Raw genomic sequence first — 18,410 nt, forward strand, 5'->3', positions numbered from 1 at the left:
TCATGAGCTTGTTTGAAATTTTTGATGCGAACTATGGTGATGGTATCTATCAGTCTGTACCTGACGGAATAGGCGGAACAGATATTATTCATGACGGCACGGTTGTAGATCACATGAATAATGACGGTGTGCTGCATTCACATGGGGCGGCAATAAGTACACATAATGTGGATGGCGGAGTAGATATAGTATCGGATGGGCATTTGGTGGTTCATACTCATCCGAATGTTATGGGCGGACACGATGTGTATGGCAGCGACGGACTTCACCATGTAAGTATTCCTAATGTGCATGGCGGGGTGGATATATACGATGGAGATATGCACATTGAGGGAATGACTATGCCTAATGTTCTTGGTGGTGAGGATTATTGGTCGATGAACGGAAACACTGATACGATTCTGAACTATGATGATCCGCTGATGCATTCGAGTGAGTACGTTATGGACCCGTTTACTGTGGGTATGAAATAGAAGTAGTGGCTGACATTGTGACTATAGCGTTATTGCAATTGAACACTCTTAAGATAGGAGGTGATGTCTTAGGACACAGATAGATTAATTAATGCTTTTATCAGTATGAACTAATTTTTAACTAGAAGGGAGGTAAAGTTATGGCACGTTGTTGTAAGTGTGGTAAACAAAAGGAAACGCCTTTTGTGTTTAGAACGGATGAACCTTTATGTAAGGATTGTGCTGCAAAATATGAGCTGTGTACGAAATGTAGTCGTTATTTCGAATATGAGAATATGAACGGGTCGTATTGCACCGCATGTGATATGTTGAGCGAAGATTAATGTTTAAAATCTGTATAGCGAGCATATCTTGATGCTTTTGCTATAAAAAGAGACGCTGAACGATATGTTCAGTGTCTTTTTTTATAACTAAGGAATTATATTTTTATAAACGTTTGTTGTCATGTATACAGTATTATTATGTATAAAATATACTGAATAGTATGTTAACGTGTTATACTTAAAACCGATACGGGCGAGTTATGTTATATGCCTGTTGAGATTATTTTGTCTGTTCAGGTTGTTCGGATGGGCAGGAGGGGGTCTTATATCATGTTTATTACAGGGTGCATAATTGTGCTGGCTACCCTGGTGCTTCTTGTAAAGCATTACGAAGCCAGAATGGTTCTTATTTGTTCGGGTATTTTGATGTGTATTATCGGCGGTGTTGCTATGTCAGGTCTTGATGCCTTCGCAAAGGGCATGAAGAGCGGCATGATTACGTCGGCTTGCTCCAGTATGGGTTTTGCTCTCGCAATGCGCTTCACCGGCTGCGACAAGCACCTCATCAACGGTCTTGCAAAGATTCTTTTGAAGGTCAACTGGCTGTTGATTCCGGGCGTTATCTTCGGTACGTATGCTGTTAATATGGCACTTCCAAGTGCTGCAGGAACGGCAGCTGCCGCAGGTGCTATCTTTATTCCTATTCTCATGGGCGCAGGTGTTCATCCGGCAATGGCTGCTGCCGCTGTTAAGTGCGGTACGTACGGCTCAATGCTGAACCCTGGACTTGCTCATAACCCGTTTGTGGCGCAGATCGCTGGCGTGGATGTCATGGATGTTATCGCGTTCCACTATCGGGCAAATATCGCATCCCTTGTTGTGGGTGCTGTTGCTCTTATGGCTATTGCTTACTTCTTCCATGAAAACAAGGGTCATGTAGCTGAGGGCCTTGAGCTGGAAGAGGATTTCAAGGTAAATCCGATTTTCGCTCTCATGCCTGTTGTTCCTATCGTAATCCTTATTCTCGGTTCTACGGGAATTGTTCCGCTCTTCAAGATGGGTGTTGCTCAGGCAATGATTATCGGTACGGTTCTGACATGTATCATCACACGTACGAATCCGGGCAATCTTGCAAAATCCTTTTTCGAAGGTATGGGGAAGGCATACGGCGATATCATCGGTATTATTATCGCTGCAGGCGTATTCGTTGCAGGTATGAATGCTATGGGACTTATCAAGGCTTTCATCGCTGCTATGATTAACAATCCTGCTATCGTCAAAATCTGTGCTTCTGTCGGACCTTTCATTCTCGGTCTTGTTACAGGCTCCGGTGATGCTGCTACATTTGCCTTCAACGAGGCTGTTACACCGCATGCAGAGGATTTCGGTCTCTCCATCCTGCAGATGGGCTCCATGGCAACTCTCGGCGGTACTCTCGGACGTACAATGTCTCCGATTGCAGGTGCTACGATTATTGTTGCAGGTATCGCAGGAATCAATCCGATGGAGGTTACGCGCCGCAACGGTATTCCGATGATTCTTGCTATGATTGTAGGTATGGCAGTTCTTCTTATGTGATCTCATGCGTTAAAATTTATGAAGAGAACTTCGTTAATCGAGGTTCTCTTTTTATTTTTATCGAAATATATGAATAATGATGATATACTGATGTTATTGATAAATATTCTCCTTTATACAAATATCAGGAGGCAAATATATGAACAGCAGCGTTATAGAAGTTTTGCTGATTCCGTTTTTGGGAACAACTGCCGGAGCGGCTATGGTATTTTTCCTGAAGGACACCATAAGCCCGAGACTGCAGAAAATCTTTCTTGGGTTTGCGGCCGGCGTTATGGTGGCGGCGAGCTTTTGGAGTCTTCTTGCTCCTGCGATAGAGCAGTCGGAGGGTTTGGGGAGGCTTGCCTTTATTCCTGCGGCTGCGGGATTTCTTGTTGGTATGCTGTTTCTGTTGGTGCTGGATGTGGTGACTCCGCACATGCACATGGATATGCAGGAGGAGGGCCCGCAGGAAACAGGACTGAAGAAAACAACAAAGCTGCTTCTGGCAGTTACGCTGCATAACATACCTGAGGGAATGGCGGTCGGTGTAGTGCTGGCAGGCTGGATATACGGTGTAGAAAATATTTCGGGTGCGGGCGCTTTGGCACTTGCCATCGGCATCGCGGTGCAGAACTTTCCTGAGGGGGCAATTGTGTCAATGCCGCTTCTGGCGGAGGGAATGACGAAGTGGAAAACCTTTGTGGCAGGGGTGCTGTCAGGTATCGTAGAGCCTATAGCGGGAATTATTACTATAGCCGCTGCAGGCTTGGTTGTCCCGATTCTTCCGTATTTTTTAAGCTTTGCCGCAGGTGCAATGATGTACGTGGTGGTTGAGGAGCTGATTCCCGAGATGTCAGAGGGGAGTCACTCGAACGTCGCGGTTATTACCTTTGCTGTCGGATTTACGATTATGATGATATTGGATGTTGCTCTCGGATAAGTAAGGCTGCAATTTAGCAGAGGCTTAAAGCCAACGCCGGGTTGCAGTCTTATTTTATTATGATGCTGACAGGTGATGAATAAGATTCACTTTATGAAAAGCAGGATTCAGGAAAAATATATCGAATTATAAAGAATTAGAATGCAGAAGGGAAGTGGAATTTTATGAGTGAACGGATTTTTGTATGCTATCCACGGTGCACGACCTGCAAGAAAGCTGAGAAATGGCTTTCAGACAAGGGTATTGCGGCAAAGGTGAGAGATATCAAGGAGGACAATCCCACGGAGAAGGAGCTTCGCCAGTGGCACAAAAAGAGCGCTCTTCCTCTGAAACGGTTTTTCAATACCAGCGGTCTCAAGTACAAGGAGCTTTCGCTGAAGGATAAGCTTCCTTCTATGAGCGAGGAGGAGCAGTACAAGCTTCTGGCTACCGACGGTATGCTTGTAAAACGCCCTATACTTGTTGATGGAGATAAGGTGCTTGTGGGCTTTAAGGAGCAGGAATGGCAGGATGCGTTGTCCTGATTTTAGGTTTTTGAGATGTTTTGGACAGGAGGTATATGAATGAACTGTAAAAAACTGACTACTATGGTTTTGGCGGCAATGATTGGCTTTGGCAGCGCAGGGATGGCGCCTGTATCGGAGGCTGCAACAAGAGCAGAGCTTGCGCAGATTACTGTCAATCAGAAGGGTTCGGATTTCAAATACTGGAACGAAAAATCTGTACCGTTTCAGAAGCTCAAAAGCTATGTCAAGGATGTAACTAATCCGGGAAGCAAAAACTTCATACCTGTAGAGGACCGCATAGCGGTTTTTGATCTCGACGGAACGCTGGTAGGCGAGACGACTCCGTGTTATTTCGAGTGGATGATGTATCTGGAGCGTGCGCTTAATGACAAGAGCTTTACTCCGAGCCCTGAAGACAGGGAATATGCCGAGGAAGTAAAACAGACAATAGAAGAGGTTGGTATTCCGAATCCAAAGCCTGAGCGCACACGGAATATGCCAAAGGATATGGACCGTCGTGAGGCCATTTCCCAGGAGTCTGTATTTTCGGGTATGACCATGCCTGAATATGAGCAGTTCGTCAAGAATTTTATGGAGACCAAGGCAGAGGGAATGACGAACCTCAAGCGGGGCGAAGCATTTTACCTTCCTATGGTAGAGGTTGTATCCTATCTTCATGCGAATAAATTCAAAATCTTTATCGTGTCGGGAACAGACCGTCAGGCACTGAGAGTCCTGACAGACGGAGTACTGCCCGTTGATAAGGACAATATCATAGGTACTGATATTTTCTATGAAGCATCAAATCAGAACGGTGCTGACGGACTGGATTATCTTTACAAGCATGATGATGAAGTAGTCCGTGGAGAATTTATTCTTAAGAACGTAAAGATGAACAAGGTAGTGAATATTGTCCGTGAGATAGGAAAGCAGCCTGTACTGGCTTTCGGAAATTCTTCCGGTGATTCAAGCATGTTCAACTATACGATATCGAACAACAAGTATAAATCTCTTGCATTCGCGCTGCTCTGTGATGATTTGGAGCGAGAGCTTGGCTGCATGGAAAAGGCAGACAAGATGCGTGAGTCCTGTGAGAAATACGGATGGATTCCTGTTTCCATGCGGGATGATTTCAAGACGATTTATGGAAATAATGTTACCAGGGCTGTTAAATAACTCGAATGCTCTAAAGAAGGTGATTTTATGAATCGGCGCGATTTCCTGAAGCTGATGACAGCAGGTGTCGGATGGCTTCTGTCAGGTGGAATATTCCAATGGCACAGACCTGTGTTGGCGGCAGAGCGTGATTATCACCATATTTTGCTTTTGAGTGACCTGCATCTTCCCTTCAGGACGAAAAAGCATAAGACAGAGGAAGCTCAGGCATTTATCTGGGAGCAAAAGAAAAAGCTGCTTGATACAATAAATTCCTGGGAAGATGTGGACGAGGCGGCACTTTTGGGAGATTACGCGGCACGCTTCGGAAATGAAGAAGAATTCGCCTGCGTGGACAGCTATTTGGCAGGTATAAGGGTTCCATGGTATGCGGTAGCAGGAAATCATGACTATGCGTACCTTGACGGGGATGATGAAAACGGACACCTCCGCCGGTGCGGAACTTATGAAGAACGATGGGAAAAGCTCATGGCATTCACGCGGAGATACAATTTGCCGGATGTGTACTACGCCCGCTCCATCGGAAAATACCGCCTGCTTTATCTGGCACCTGATGCCTGCAGCGAGCAGAATATAGAGCTTTCGGACAGGCAGCTTGCGTGGATAAAAAATGAAATAGCATCCCATCAGAACGGCCCGATACTCTTTTTCTGCCATGCTCCTCTTATGGGGACACTAAGGCAGTATAAAAGTAAAATCAACACGCCGTCAAGGACCGCACAGCCTGATGAGCCGCTGGAGGAAATACTGGCTGACTGCCCCAAGGGAAGCCTCTGGGTGTCAGGACATACGCATACACCTCCTACGGAAGAAAGCTACGCTGATGACAGCGTAAACCGTTTCAACGAAAATCTGGTAAATATTCATAATCCCACTATAGATAAGCGTCATTTGTATACCAACTCGCTTTATCTGTATGATAACCGTATAGCTGTGCGGACCTTCGACCACAAAAACGGTATCTGGGTGGAGGAATTTGACAGGGAATATGAGAATTAGAAGTTGACCTGCAAAAAGCAAAAATAATACCCCTATACGTCGATTAAGATGTATGGGGGTATTGCTTTTAGGATTTGAACCTGTATTAAACCTTGAATCTTCCGATAGCTGTCTGCAGGTCAGTTGCCAGTGTAGCCAAAGCCTGAGATGCGGAAGCAATCTCCTCGCTGGATGCGGACTGCTCTTCAGCGGCTGCCGAGATAGCCTGCGTATGCTCGGAGGTCTTGCGGCTTACATCATCTATATCATCAACTGCGGAGACGATATTCGTTGTGTTGGTGGATACTTTATCTACAGAGGTGCTGATACCGCGTACCTGCTCTTCGATGTCATTGACCATATCCATAATTTTGGAGAACTGCTCGCCGACTTCACGGATAGCGGCAGTACCCTGCTGTACCTCATCTGTACCGCTCTGCATGGAAACAACGGCTTCCTCTGTATCCTTTTGAATTACAGAGATACGCTTCTTGATTTCCTCGGCAGAATCCTGAGACTGTTCTGCAAGCTTACGGACCTCCTCTGCTACTACAGAGAATCCGCGTCCTGCTTCACCGGCTCTTGCAGCCTCGATAGCGGCGTTGAGAGCGAGGAGGTTCGTCTGATCTGCTATAGCGGAGATAGACTCTACAATCTGCCCAATCTGCTGTGAATTTTCGCCAAGCTTCTTTACGACATCGGCAGAGCTCATAACACTCTTTTCAATCTGCTCCATGCGTGTCATAGCACCCTGCATAAGGGATTCACCGCGTATTGCGGCTTCCTTGGTGCTGGCAGAATTCTCGGCAGCCTCACGGGCCTGTACTGTCATGCTGTTGATGTCCTCGGATGCGGAATCAACATTTTCTTTGGCTGTATCAATATTTGTCAGCTGTTTTTCCATGCCGCCTGCGACCTCAACAACTGTTTCAGCAACATTTGTGGCGGCCTGTGCCGACTGCTGCGCACCTGCGGTAAGCTCTTCGGCGGAGGAGGCAAGCTGCTCAGAGGTCGAAGTCATCTGAGATATAAGAGACTTCAGATTCTTATGCATATCATTAAAGGCCTGTGTCAAGGAGCCAATCTCATCAGCAGAGGATACAGGGATATCCGGCATATGGAGATTGCCCTTTGCCATCTCCTTCGCGCTGCCCTCAAGCTCGATGATAGGACGGGTGATGCGTCCGGCAAACTGCAGGCAGAGGAAAGTGATAAGCACGATACCTGCGATGCTCAGGATACCGTAGGTGATTTTCAGACGGTTGAGAGATGCATAAACAAAATCGTAGGGAACGGAAAGACCTAAAATCCAGTTTGTAGACGGAATCGTCATGTAAGCAAAGACCTTTTCGCCTTCAGGACTCTTAAATGTGAAGAAGCCCTCATGATTCTTTGCCATCTCATCGTAATGAGCGCCGATACCGGGGACTGATTTGAGCTCTGACATCGGCTCAAGACCGTTGGAAGCGGCGAGGATTTTACCTGCCTTATCGACTACGATACCGATACCTTCACCGTGGTATTTAAGCTGATCAACCTGTTTGGTAAGAACATCAAGACCTAAATCAGTGCAGAGTGTTCCTCCAAAGCTGCCATTAACCTTGAAAGGTGCTACCGCGGATACAACGAGCTTGTTCGTGTTGCGGTCAACATACGGATCGGTGAAGACTGTCTTGCCTGCCTTCTTGGCATCGTTGTACCAGGGGCGGGTTCTCGGGTCGAGACGGCCTGTGCCGTCGCCTGTCTTGAGGGATGCGAAATATCCGTCCTCAGCACCGATGTTGAGGTCGAGGATATCGGGATCATCCGCAACAAGAGACAGCGAATCAATAGATTTGATACGTGCCATGTCCCCCTTGAAGCCGGTCATGAGACTTGCTGCATAGGTTGCCGATGCCCCTTTTTCGCTGAGCCATCCTTCAAGCTCTTCGCCCTGCGCCTTAATGGTAGCACGAATCTCCTGCGAGATACTCTCTTCAAGATTGTTCTTTGCTGTAATGAAGCCCACTACAGATACTACGGCCAGTAGGAGTCCGACAGCACCTGCCAGCGCAAAAAACTTTTGTCTGATACCCATATAACCATCTCCTTTTAGATTCTCTAAAAATATTTATATAATGTATTCGCTGTAATTTTAATTTTTCCTTCATGAAATAGAAAATAATTTTACAATTTCATGAATTAAAATCTGCCAGACCGTAACCCTTCATTTTGAGCAGTAGGAGACGTGATGCTTTAATCTATTTCTGTGTTTTATTTGGAAACAGTTATATACCCGAATTTTCTCTTGAGGAGCGCATTAATTTGAATTGTATATTAAAACACCCGGTTGCCGATGATTCGGTAACCGGGTGTTTTGGTCGTTAAAGTTTTTTCATTACTGATTGTTTTCGGAATCGTATCCGCCGCCATAGCAGTAGCCACCGCCGTAGCCACCGCAGCCATAGCCTCCGCCGTAACCGCCGCGTCCGCGTCCACGCCCGTATCCGCCGCAGGTATAGTCAGCGTTGACATTCTGCTCGAAAGCCGGTACGTTTTCAGCACGCTCCGGGGCTGCCGCAAAAGCTGTTCCTGTAGTTGCGATGACAACTGCTGCCATCATGGTTAAGATTGTCTTTCTCATTGTAATCTGCCTCCTCAATTTGGTTGATGTTTTCTTTGTTGATTGTATTATATGAGGCAGTTGTGACAAAAATGTGTCAGGAAAATTTTTTTTTAGCGATATGTTACCGTTTCACTCAGAGGCTTGCGGCTGTCGTGAGGAGGAAGGGGCTTTGCGTCAGCGTCGGCATAGCCTATATCAATGAAGATTGTCACGGCTTCGTTGTCAGGAAGTTTAAGAAGCTCATGGGCTTTATCCGGGTCAAAATAATTTACCCAGCATGTGTCAAGCCCCACGGCCTTTGCAGCCAGTACGATATGCGTTGCAACGATGGCCGCGTCCTCTGCCCCTGAGTTATACTTGCCGCCGGGATACTCGAAAACATTGCCTGTGTCATAAGCAATAGCAAGCACCGTAGGTGCGTTGTAGCGGCAGGGCGTAATCTTGTCTGCAATCTCAAGCGAATCCTTGGTTTCAAGGACATAGATGTGCTGCGGCTGATTGTTTTTTGCCGTAGGAGCGAGACGGCCCGCTTCCAAAACCTGTTCAAGTTTTGCAGTTTCTACAGTTTTGTCCGAAAATTTCTTGCACGAATAACGTGCCTTTGCAAGTTCAAGAAAATCCATTGTATTGACCTCCTTACCGAAAAATAACGCGATAAATCTCAGAATCAGGGTATTTTACCGTTTGTGTTTAATGAATGGTAAAGTGATTCTTTTTTTCAATTATACCAGTAAAATATTTTACTGTCTTAGAAATGTCAAAAATTGAGCGGTGTACACTTAAAAATAGATTTCTATGGATTTTGACAAAAAAATTCTTTATAATATCATAGAATGTTAGAAAATTAAGGAAACAACGAATAAGTAAAGTCGTGCTGCCAAAGAGTAATTTTTGTTAGTCAGGGTAGAATACTACTGTGATATGCCTTCGGCAGGACTTGCTTGGCGTGTCTATGAAAATGGAGTGGACTTTTTGAAACTGAACATAAAACATCGCGTTTTGCTGTGGGGACTGTTTGCATCCCTGCTGACCTTCCTGTTGGCGGGCGCGATTTATTTTTATTCTATGTCGGATACGAAGGATGCGTTTGCCAAACAGGGGGCGGCATTGGGGGACGATGTCGCGGAATCCGTAGGGCAGATTTCCGGGCAGGATGCAAAGGAACGTTTGCTGGCATCGGCTGTCCTCAAAGCGCGCCATATCGACCGTGAGCTCGTCCTTATCGGCGAGGATGTGGAATATATGGCGGACCGGATGTCCATGCTTTTGACATCGCCAAACAGGTATCCTCCGAGAACTCTTCAAAGCACTCGGGACAGTGCAAGCATAACATCAGGAACACCTTATATCCATTTCAGCCCAACCCTTTCAAACGCACAAATAGAGAGTGATTTGGCGGAGGAAATCGAGACCGCCGGAAATATTGCCGACACTCTGAGCCTGATGAGCCGTTCCTACAGTGGCTATCGTTCCTGTTTTTTTGTCGTTTCGCGAAAAGGCTATTCGATTTATCTTGACATTACGGCGGACGGAAAAGGAAACGTGCTCCCCGACGGAGAGGCCCGCGAGGATATGCTCTCCGGCTTTGACCCTCGGGAACGGTCGTGGTATGAAATCGGACGAAACGCGAGCAATGCTACATACACTGCACCTTATGCCGGTATCGACGGGCTTCTGAATATCAATTGCGTGGTTCCGTATTATGACGCGGACGGATTCGCCGGCGTTGCGGGTATCGTTTTTCCTATGGAGGAAGCGTATCGTCAGATTGCCGAATTTGTTACCGGCACGTCCGATATAGTGTTTGCTGTTGACCGTCGAGGCGAGGTGGCGTTTTCCTCTTTGGAGTCTGCCGTACTGACTGAGGCACTGGCAGACGCCGATGCCCGGGAGGCTGGAGAAGAATCATTTGCAGCGGCGATTAAGCGCATGACAGCCGGTGAAAGGGCTGTTGTGCCCGTCACCTTGAACGGAGAAGCGTATTATTTGGCATTCGCTCCTATGCCGTCCATCGGCTGGAGCTTTGGCACGCTGGTCAAAACGGACAAGGTAATGGCACCTGCCGTCGAAGCGCGGAAAAACATATTGGATTATACGAGTGAATTCCAGGCCACGCTGGAAGGCATCTTCGCAGATACCACCCGAAATGCTTTTATTGCCCTCGTGATAGCGGCATTGCTTCTCCTGATTGGAAGTGAAACGCTGGCAAGCCGCATTACGAATCCTATACGAAAGCTTGCCGACGGCGTGCGGACGATTGCAGGCGGCAATCTCGAATATAGGCTGGACGTTAAAACAGGCGATGAGATTGAGCTCCTCGCCAACAGCTTCAACAATATGACGGAAGAGCTCTCGGCGTATATGAAAAACCTGGAGCGCACCACCGCAGAAAAAGAACGTATTAAGACGGAGCTCGACCTGGCACGGAATATACAGGACGGTATGCTGCCGAAAGACTTTCCGCATCAAAAGGAATTTGATCTCATTGCGACGATGCACCCCGCAAAGGAGGTCGGCGGCGATTTTTATGATTTCTATTTCCTCGATGAAACTCATCTGGCGGTGACGGTGGCAGATGTGTCAGACAAGGGGATTCCTGCGGCGCTTTTCATGGTCATTGCGAAAACTCTGCTGAAGGACAACACTGTAGGGGCTAAAAATCCCGAAAAGCTGTCGGAAGCCGTAGCAAAGACAAATGAAGCTCTCATCAGCAGTAATCAGGAGGGGATGTTCGTCACCGCCTTTTGCGGTATTCTTGACCTGAAAACAGGGGAATTCATATACGCGAACGCGGGACACAATCCGCCACTTATTCGTCATGGCACGGAATTTTCCTATTTCAAGAAGAGTCGGAACCTGGTGCTTGGCATTATGCCGGGAGAGGCATTTGAGACGGAAACGATTACTCTCGCTCCGGGCGATGCGATTTTCATATATACCGACGGCGTCACCGAGGCGCTGGACACGAACTGCGAAATGTTCAGGGAAAACAGGCTGAAGGAGACGCTTGACAGCACGCCGGAAGGGTCTGATGCTGCCGGGTTGGTTAGTGCGGTCAAAACGACACTTGAAAGCTACACAGAAGGCACCGAACAGTCGGACGATATTACTATGCTTGCCCTCGTATATCACGGAAATAACGGGCCGAAGCCATCTTAAACGGTCAGCACCTGAATATTTTGAGCACTTTCACTATTGAAGACATTGTAAAGGGACAAAAAACGGAGGTATATTCATGGATATCAGTATTACGAAAAAAATTGATGGGGAGACGCTTACGCTGTTTTTGACGGGGCGGTTGGACAAACTCACGGGGCCAACGTTCGACGCGGAATTTCGCGCTTCAATCCCCGGATTCAAAGAGACCGTGCTGGATGTTTCAGGGCTTGAGTATCTTTCCTCTGCAGGACTCCGTTCATTGATTACGGCAAACAATCAAATGAAAAAGCAGGGCGGTGGCCTGACGGTCAAAAATCCGACGCCTGATGTGATGGACATATTCGAGATGACGAATTTCGGGCGGCTGCTCCGGATTGTAAAGGACGAGTATGGCGGGCAGGGCGAAGAGAAGCCCCCGCAATATTATCCATTGCGTCCAATTCAGCGTTGGCTGGTCGATACCCATTTCCAAAAAGCGAACTCGACGATGATGAACATCGGTGCTTTGGTGCGGCTTGATGCATCTATCGATATGGAGCGCATGGCAGATGCACTGAATGATATCCTGTCTTCCTATGATATCTTCCGCTGCCGTTTGCTGTTCCACCCGGAAACGGGAGAGGTCTGCCAGCGCTTCGACGGAGAAGTGGCACGGGTATATGTGGAAACGCTTTCTGACGAGGCTTTTGAAAAACGTAAACTTGACCTCAAGGAACCATATTCAATTATTGACCGTCCGCTCTATCGGGTGCACCTGATGGAGACTCCATCAGGAAAATATATTTACGCGGACTTTTATCATGCCACAGTGGATGGCATGGCAGTCGCACTGATTTTTTGGCGTGAACTCGACAAACGCTATGTGCGTGGAATGGAGAACGCTATTGCACGAAAGGCGCCGAGCTACGCGGAATATGTCCTCGCAGAGTCTAAGATTTCACCGGAAGATTTGGAGGAAGGGCACGCTTACTGGCGAAAAACGCTTGACGGCTTTGATGAGAATAAGCACCTGCCTCCGGCTGATGTCGAAAACGCAGGAGCATGGAAGAAAAACGAGTTTGAAATGCCGTTGAAAACCGCAATTGCCAAAGACTTTTTCAAGGGAAAAGATTTTACGGAAAACACCTTTTTTATGGCGGCGGCGATGCTTGCGATGGCGAAATCCGCAGGGGTTCGCGAGTCCATCATGAGCTGGGTGCACAACGGGCGAATGAACGCTGCAGAGCGTCGCCTGCTGGGACTTATGCTGAATCAGATTCCTATTCGCTGGGATTTCGAGGACGGGCTTACTGTCGATGCGTTCCTACGCGGACTGGAAGCGCGGATTGCGGAAGGAATGAAATATGTCAAAAGTTTGGATGTAGTGTATAACGAGGGGCTCGAAGACCTGTGTGCTACATTCATATTCCAAAAGGGCACCACGGGACGGCGTGGCAGTGCGCGTCTCGGAGGCACGGAAGCCGTGTACGAGGAGATGCCTGAAAACGAATGGTCGGCGGCGGAAAATACGCTGGACATCGAACTTAATGCCCGTACCGACGGGACGTTTTCATTGGTGATGAATTATGATGCCAGCCGCTACTCCGTAGATGCCATGCACCGATTCGCCCGGACGGTGGACGAAATGATAGGGGCGCTCACGGATGGGAATCGGAACGTAACGGAACTTTTAAAAGCGTGAGGATGGCCTATGCACAATAAAACTTGCAGCGCGATTTGTATTCTTGGTCATCTGCTGATGGCTTTCGGAGCGATAGTGTAATGGAAAATTATTCGTCGCTTTCGGCGTATTTTACCCGAAAAATGTTCCTTCGGGCAGTATTGCCAGCCCCTTTGGCAGGCATTGGGCTGGCACTGGCTGAAATGGGTGATACCATTCTGATCGGTCACGCTATCGGTATGGACGGTATTGCCGCCATTGCTTATATTTCCCCACTTTTTCTGCTGGCGACCTTTTTCGTTTTTGGCCTATCAATGGGCGGCGCGGTGGTTTTTTCGACGCTGATGCACGAGGGGGAAAAGAAACAGGCACTGGCAATCTTTAACTTTTTCATGCGCCTCTCCTGCGTCATCGGCTTTGGCATCATGGCGGCGGGGCTTTTCATGGGGGACAGCCTGCTTTATATACTGGGCGCGACACCTGATGAGGGTGTCGTGTTCGATATGGCGAAAAGCTATGTGTTCTACATTCTTCTGGGGATTCCCTTTCAGATTCTGCTGGGCGTGGTGACGGCATATCTTCGGAACGACAATGCCAATGCGTTTTCCGTTGCGCTACAGACGGCGGCTGGCGTCGGCAACCTTATTCTCAGCGCGATTCTGCTGCTCTTTTTCGATTGGGGTGTTGCAGGATGCAGCTTCGGCTTCTTCGCTTCAAACGCGGTTGCGTTTCTCATCGGTTTCCTCTATCTCTTCCTGGGGAAAGGGGAACTCAGAATTCAGCGTGAAACCGCTTCCTTTGCCGATGCGGTTAAGCCGCTGCGGCTTGGCTTTGCAACCTCCTTTGAATACATTTTCGGAGCGATATTTGCTCTTGTTTCCCTTCATATTCTGACGAATCTGGCGGGCACTGAGGGAGCGGCGATTTTTAATATCGTAGAAAATCTGTCGCAGCTTTTCATCTTCATGTACGAACTCATCGGAAAGACGGCACAGCCCATTTTTTCAACGTTTTTCTCGGAATGTAATTTTCGCGAGCTGCACCGTATGTTCAGGTACTGCCTCGTCTATTCGCTGGCGGTGGGCGCCGTTGCAACTATAGCCGCGATTATCTATCCTGAAATCGTGGACCTGTTATTCGGGCTTGAGGACATAAGGGACGCGGCGGCGGCCTATTACGCGGTGCGGGTATTTTGTATCGGGGCGATTTTCATGGGCGTATGTCTCCTGCTGCAAAATTACTTCCAGTCAGAGGAGGATGAGCAGGGCGCATTTCTCGTCGTTTTTTTGCGGCGGATGGGCATAGGCGTTGTCTTGGCACTGGTTCTGTCCCGTTTTGGACTTGATGCCTTTTGGATGGTGTACCCGCTCTCCGAGCTTCTGACGCTGCTGGCTGTTATCGTTTACAAACGCTGCCATGGCGAACGGACGAACATCGACCCTGCGCGGGTATATGCCTCCGCTTTTTACGGCAACGCCAAAAACGTCGTCGAGCATCTGGATGCCATTGACGCTTTCGCAGCCCACTGGGGTGCCGACAAGCACAAGCGGTTTTTGCTTCGCATGGCTTTGGATGAAATATCGGGCCTCATCAACGAACGCGCCACACGCCGCGCCAATACGAACGTCCTGCTGCAGCTTACGCTGATTGCCAAAGAAACTACCGGAATGCAAAGTCCCGAATTTGAGATTCACCTTCGGGACGACGCGAAAAATTTTGACCCATTCCTGATTCCCGTAGGGCCGATTTCTGTCGTGCCGGAGCGGACGGAGGATTTGGACGTGGAGGCACTCGGCATGTACTTTGTCCGAAGCCGCGTTCATAGCTTTTTCTTCAGAAACTACCAAGGCTTCAATACGACAATGATGGTGATATGAGCGGGTTAAAAAATAAAGCTTTTTAATGCTTGATATAGCAATTAAAGTTGCAAAAAAGATTGAGGACAGAGTTGAAAATGTCGGTTTGAACAAAACAGAAAAAGCTGTACTTGGATTGTTGATTGCTTTGATGGAATGCTCCCCGCATGGACTATTGGCACAGCCCCCAATGCCGCACTTGTAAACAGCATGTTGTATAAAGCCATAGCAACCCTGTCGAAAGAAAAACATCCCTTAGTTCATTCAGACCGTGGCTGCCATTATCGTTGACCAGGATGGATTGAACGTATGGAAACCCGAAAACTTACCTGTTCAATGTCGAAAAAGGGATATTCCCCTGATAATTCAGCATGTGAGGGCCTGTTTGGCAGGCTGAAGAATGAAATGTTCTACAACAGGGATTGGAAAGGTGTAAGCATACCGGAATTCATAGATGTCCTCAATGAATATCTTGTTTGGTATAACGAGAAGAGGATTAAAGTGTCACTTGGAAATATGAGTCCCGTAGAGTATAGACAAAGTCTTGGATTAGTCGTATAAACTGTCCAAGAAAATGTCCGCACCCCCCTATAAAATTTGACAACCTAATGTTGTACTTTTTTATATTGGCATTATAATTCGTACAGAGGGACACCTCACAACAGAAGCGAGAGTTTATGACTTTGGAATTCGCATGAAGAGGTTTCTAACAAGCGGGATAAAAGCGGTGAAACTATTGGAGAGAAATAGAAATGAATAAGGATTTATTTCTTCAAAAAGCAACTATTGACTGGAAGAAGATTGACGAGAACAGCTATCTTCATGATATTCTCGCGATTAGCAAGATTAAAAGTCTTTCATTCAATAGTCCTGTAACATTTTTCGTAGGGGAAAATGGAAGTGGAAAATCCACAATGCTTGAGGCAATTGCTATAGCAGCTGGGTTTAACCCCGAAGGTGGAACAAAAAATTATTTTTTTTCAACTTATGATTCTCATTCTGAACTCTGTGATGCAATCCACTTAACGCGTGGTTTACGGAGAGAAAAATGGGGCTATTTCTTTCGTGCAGAGAGCTTTTATAACGTAGCGACGAAAGAGGAAGAATATAGTAGGCTTGGTGGGGTACCACGATGTTACCATGAAAAATCGCATGGGGAAAGTTTTTTTGCCCTGGCGGAAGATAATTTTCGTCCCAATGGTCTCTATTTTCTCGATGAACCTGAGGCAGCACTTTCGCCACAGCGACAGCTTGCATATCTACGGAAAATATATCTCTGCGCTCAAAGAGGGGCTCAGTTCGTAGTTGTTAGTCATTCTCCGATTTTGCTTGGATTGCCTGGTGCTGAGATTTTGGTTTTTGATGACAATAAACCCCATCGGTGCTCTTATGAGCAGACAGACAGCTATGCTGTGACATCACTGTTTATTAATCATCGTGAACGGTTGTTGCGTGATTTGTTGGATGAATAACTGATATGGAGAATTTTATAATTGTAATAAGAACGGTGCTGATTAAGGCAGGTGTGTAATGTGGAAAAGGGATTCATTTATATCATGACAAATCCTGCATTAAGGGATATGGTCAAGATTGGATATGCAGCGGATGTGGAGAAGCGACGGAAGCAGCTTTCTTCGACAGGTCTTCCATATGATTACGAGGTTTATGCTACATATGAAACCTCAGGGAATCTGGAAGATTTGAAGCTTCATAAAATGATTGACAAGCTTAATCCTGATTTGCGTGTTGTTTCCAATAAAGAGTTCTTTGTGATGACTCCACAAGAGGCATACGAATTGTTAGAGAATATAGCAACTATCAGTGGTACAATGGACAAGTTGAAGAAGATTAAGGTTGATGAGACAAAGAAACAGACTGTAAAGAAGCCAGCTGTGAATTTTGCAAAATGTGGTATTCCTGTCGGGGCAGAACTTGTTTTCACGGAAGATCCAACTGTTAAGGTAACAGTTATCAGTGACCGTAAAGTCCAATGGAATGAAGAGGAGACATCTTTGTCAGCTGTGGCTGCTCTGTTAAAGCATTCAAAAGCAATACAGGGTTCTGCTTTTTTTACTTATAACGGAAAATTGATAACCAAGATTGCTGAGGAAACTCAGTGGAATGATTATTGATAATTATAGAGCAATTTTCGTATACCGAAATCAGGGGCAGCGACTATCATATTACCGTTCATTTGTGACGGATAAGTAGCCGTTGATTTTCATTATCTGCAACAATATTGTAAAGACAGAAGACTATTGCACTGATTGTATTTATTCGTTTGTAAGCTTACTGTATGAATTTGAAATACTCATTTTTTAACGAACGTTAATTTTGAGATATACAGCAATAAAAAAGATGGGATTCATCATCCCATCTGCAGAAATCAGTATGCTATGGATAACTTGTTTTTTTGAAGCAGGCTAAGTAGTCTGCTGCTTGGGCCAGAAGGCTTGTTGCGACCGGTTTCCCATGCTTCAACTGTTCTGGTGGATACACCAAGCCATTTTGCGAACAGAGATTGTGTCAGGCCTGTACTTTTTCTAATTTCTTTTATTGTGTCTGCACTATAGTCAACAAGCGGTTCTATCTCTATGGAGATGGTTTCTGATTTTAAGATTTTGTTTCCGGATTTGGCATCAGCAATTGCTTCATCCAAGGCTGCGGACAAAATATCAAATTCCTTACTCATGGTATCACTCCTCGCATTACTGGCCCAGTTTTGGGATTGGACAAAAGGTCACGCTGTAGACGACGTAAGTCGTCATCCTTGAGCTTTAAATTTGCCCATTCCTTCTCAAAACCTGTTCCAAGTATAAATTTGCGTTTTATAAGCATGAAACGACTTCTCCTGAGGGATTAGTTTTATTCTGATGTCATTATACTACGATTTAATGGTAGTTTTCAACAAGAAGGTTCCACATGGTGAAAATTTACGGTTATGCCCGAATCAGCAGAAAAGAGCAGTCTATTGACCGTCAGATCAGAAACATAACAGTAGCATGTCCAGATGTCCATATTGTGCAGGCGGCATATTTTTTATAACTCGGCCCAAAGATGTCACCAACTTCTGTAAGTGGGGTTGGAACAAAGGTGTTATAACATTTTTACAACTTTTTACAACTTATTTATGCAATTTTTTGCCGAGTCAATAAAATAATTAAATTGCTGGAATGCTCGATATATCAAGGATTCAAGGGGGAGTGGGAAAATGGAAAAAATCATATTCATTTG

General features: G+C 46.4%; 15 protein-coding genes and 1 pseudogene. 12 read left to right on the forward strand and 4 right to left on the reverse strand.

The genetic code is table 11. From position 1 onward, the window contains the following. Nucleotides 1–2: 2 nt before the first annotated feature. From BUA83_RS03205 to BUA83_RS03230, 6 genes are all read left to right on the forward strand, one after another. Entirely contained in the window at nucleotides 3–473 is a 471-nt protein-coding gene (locus BUA83_RS03205; RefSeq protein WP_072934765.1) for a hypothetical protein, read from the forward strand. Between the two features lie 593 nt (nucleotides 474–1,066). Next, entirely contained in the window at nucleotides 1,067–2,314 is a 1,248-nt protein-coding gene (gene dcuC, locus BUA83_RS03210; protein WP_234988229.1) for a C4-dicarboxylate transporter DcuC, read from the forward strand. Nucleotides 2,315–2,453: 139 nt separating this feature from the next. Then, nucleotides 2,454–3,236 carry a ZIP family metal transporter gene (locus BUA83_RS03215; RefSeq protein WP_072934766.1) on the forward strand — a complete coding sequence of 261 codons (783 nt, stop codon included), beginning with the start codon at nucleotides 2,454–2,456 and terminating at the stop codon, nucleotides 3,234–3,236. Nucleotides 3,237–3,400: 164 nt separating this feature from the next. Next, on the forward strand, nucleotides 3,401–3,760 hold the full coding sequence (locus BUA83_RS03220) for an arsenate reductase family protein (protein WP_072934767.1): 360 nt from the start codon (nucleotides 3,401–3,403) through the stop codon (nucleotides 3,758–3,760). A gap of 39 nt (nucleotides 3,761–3,799) precedes the next feature. Further along, nucleotides 3,800–4,918, forward strand: a complete 1,119-nt coding sequence (locus BUA83_RS03225; RefSeq protein ID WP_072934768.1) for an HAD family hydrolase — start codon at nucleotides 3,800–3,802, stop codon at nucleotides 4,916–4,918. A 27-nt stretch (nucleotides 4,919–4,945) separates the two neighbouring features. Then, entirely contained in the window at nucleotides 4,946–5,917 is a 972-nt protein-coding gene (locus BUA83_RS03230) for a metallophosphoesterase family protein (protein WP_072934769.1), read from the forward strand. Nucleotides 5,918–6,002: 85 nt separating this feature from the next. On the opposite strand, the gene BUA83_RS03235 is transcribed toward BUA83_RS03230, so the two are convergent. The 3 genes from BUA83_RS03235 to BUA83_RS03245 all read right to left on the reverse strand — a co-directional run bounded on the left by BUA83_RS03235 (nucleotide 6,003) and on the right by BUA83_RS03245 (nucleotide 9,124). Then, nucleotides 6,003–7,973, reverse strand: coding sequence for a methyl-accepting chemotaxis protein (locus BUA83_RS03235; protein WP_072934770.1), 1,971 nt, complete (start codon nucleotides 7,971–7,973; stop codon nucleotides 6,003–6,005). 300 nt (nucleotides 7,974–8,273) lie between these two features. Next, on the reverse strand, nucleotides 8,274–8,519 hold the full coding sequence (locus BUA83_RS12715; protein ID WP_072934771.1) for a hypothetical protein: 246 nt from the start codon (nucleotides 8,517–8,519) through the stop codon (nucleotides 8,274–8,276). Between the two features lie 92 nt (nucleotides 8,520–8,611). Beyond that, nucleotides 8,612–9,124, reverse strand: a complete 513-nt coding sequence (locus tag BUA83_RS03245; protein ID WP_072934772.1) for a nitroreductase family protein — start codon at nucleotides 9,122–9,124, stop codon at nucleotides 8,612–8,614. A 268-nt stretch (nucleotides 9,125–9,392) separates the two neighbouring features. Between BUA83_RS03245 and BUA83_RS03250 the strand changes: the two genes are divergently transcribed. The 6 genes and pseudogenes from BUA83_RS03250 (at nucleotide 9,393) to BUA83_RS03275 (ending at nucleotide 17,308) form a co-directional block, all read left to right on the forward strand. Beyond that, nucleotides 9,393–11,660 carry a SpoIIE family protein phosphatase gene (locus BUA83_RS03250; RefSeq protein WP_144340492.1) on the forward strand — a complete coding sequence of 756 codons (2,268 nt, stop codon included), beginning with the start codon at nucleotides 9,393–9,395 and terminating at the stop codon, nucleotides 11,658–11,660. Nucleotides 11,661–11,736: 76 nt separating this feature from the next. Beyond that, on the forward strand, nucleotides 11,737–13,341 hold the full coding sequence (locus tag BUA83_RS03255) for a condensation domain-containing protein (RefSeq protein WP_072934774.1): 1,605 nt from the start codon (nucleotides 11,737–11,739) through the stop codon (nucleotides 13,339–13,341). A gap of 80 nt (nucleotides 13,342–13,421) precedes the next feature. Then, nucleotides 13,422–15,197 (forward strand): MATE family efflux transporter, encoded by a 1,776-nt coding sequence (locus tag BUA83_RS03260; protein WP_072934775.1) that lies wholly within the window; start codon nucleotides 13,422–13,424, stop codon nucleotides 15,195–15,197. A gap of 114 nt (nucleotides 15,198–15,311) precedes the next feature. Then, a pseudogene (locus tag BUA83_RS12800) lies at nucleotides 15,312–15,737 on the forward strand (transposase); the annotation flags it as partial. A 191-nt stretch (nucleotides 15,738–15,928) separates the two neighbouring features. Next, a complete protein-coding gene (locus BUA83_RS03270; RefSeq protein WP_072934776.1) occupies nucleotides 15,929–16,648 on the forward strand; it encodes an AAA family ATPase in 720 nt (239 codons plus the stop codon). Nucleotides 16,649–16,708: 60 nt separating this feature from the next. Continuing rightward, the gene (locus BUA83_RS03275; protein WP_094756438.1) at nucleotides 16,709–17,308 is read left to right on the forward strand and encodes a GIY-YIG nuclease family protein; all 600 of its coding nucleotides are present in this window, start codon (nucleotides 16,709–16,711) and stop codon (nucleotides 17,306–17,308) included. 254 nt (nucleotides 17,309–17,562) lie between these two features. On the opposite strand, the gene BUA83_RS03280 is transcribed toward BUA83_RS03275, so the two are convergent. Continuing rightward, nucleotides 17,563–17,868: a helix-turn-helix domain-containing protein gene (locus BUA83_RS03280; protein WP_072934777.1), complete on the reverse strand. Its 306-nt coding sequence runs from the start codon at nucleotides 17,866–17,868 to the stop codon at nucleotides 17,563–17,565. Nucleotides 17,869–18,410: the final 542 nt, after the last annotated feature.

This window comes from Schwartzia succinivorans DSM 10502 (assembly GCF_900129225.1).
Lineage (GTDB): Bacteria > Bacillota > Negativicutes > Selenomonadales > Selenomonadaceae > Schwartzia > Schwartzia succinivorans.

Bases quoted from the DNA above. Each gene is read 5' to 3' on its own strand.
- BUA83_RS03205 (WP_072934765.1), top strand. From the start codon at position 3: ATGAGCTTGTTTGAAATTTTTGATGCGAACTATGGTGATGGTATCTAT.
- dcuC (WP_234988229.1), top strand. From the start codon at position 1,067: ATGTTTATTACAGGGTGCATAATTGTGCTGGCTACCCTGGTGCTTCTT.
- BUA83_RS03215 (WP_072934766.1), top strand. From the start codon at position 2,454: ATGAACAGCAGCGTTATAGAAGTTTTGCTGATTCCGTTTTTGGGAACA.
- BUA83_RS03220 (WP_072934767.1), top strand. From the start codon at position 3,401: ATGAGTGAACGGATTTTTGTATGCTATCCACGGTGCACGACCTGCAAG.
- BUA83_RS03225 (WP_072934768.1), top strand. From the start codon at position 3,800: ATGAACTGTAAAAAACTGACTACTATGGTTTTGGCGGCAATGATTGGC.
- BUA83_RS03230 (WP_072934769.1), top strand. From the start codon at position 4,946: ATGAATCGGCGCGATTTCCTGAAGCTGATGACAGCAGGTGTCGGATGG.
- BUA83_RS03235 (WP_072934770.1), bottom strand. From the start codon at position 7,973: ATGGGTATCAGACAAAAGTTTTTTGCGCTGGCAGGTGCTGTCGGACTC.
- BUA83_RS12715 (WP_072934771.1), bottom strand. From the start codon at position 8,519: ATGAGAAAGACAATCTTAACCATGATGGCAGCAGTTGTCATCGCAACT.
- BUA83_RS03245 (WP_072934772.1), bottom strand. From the start codon at position 9,124: ATGGATTTTCTTGAACTTGCAAAGGCACGTTATTCGTGCAAGAAATTT.
- BUA83_RS03255 (WP_072934774.1), top strand. From the start codon at position 11,737: ATGGATATCAGTATTACGAAAAAAATTGATGGGGAGACGCTTACGCTG.
- BUA83_RS03260 (WP_072934775.1), top strand. From the start codon at position 13,422: ATGGAAAATTATTCGTCGCTTTCGGCGTATTTTACCCGAAAAATGTTC.
- BUA83_RS03270 (WP_072934776.1), top strand. From the start codon at position 15,929: ATGAATAAGGATTTATTTCTTCAAAAAGCAACTATTGACTGGAAGAAG.
- BUA83_RS03280 (WP_072934777.1), bottom strand. From the start codon at position 17,868: ATGAGTAAGGAATTTGATATTTTGTCCGCAGCCTTGGATGAAGCAATT.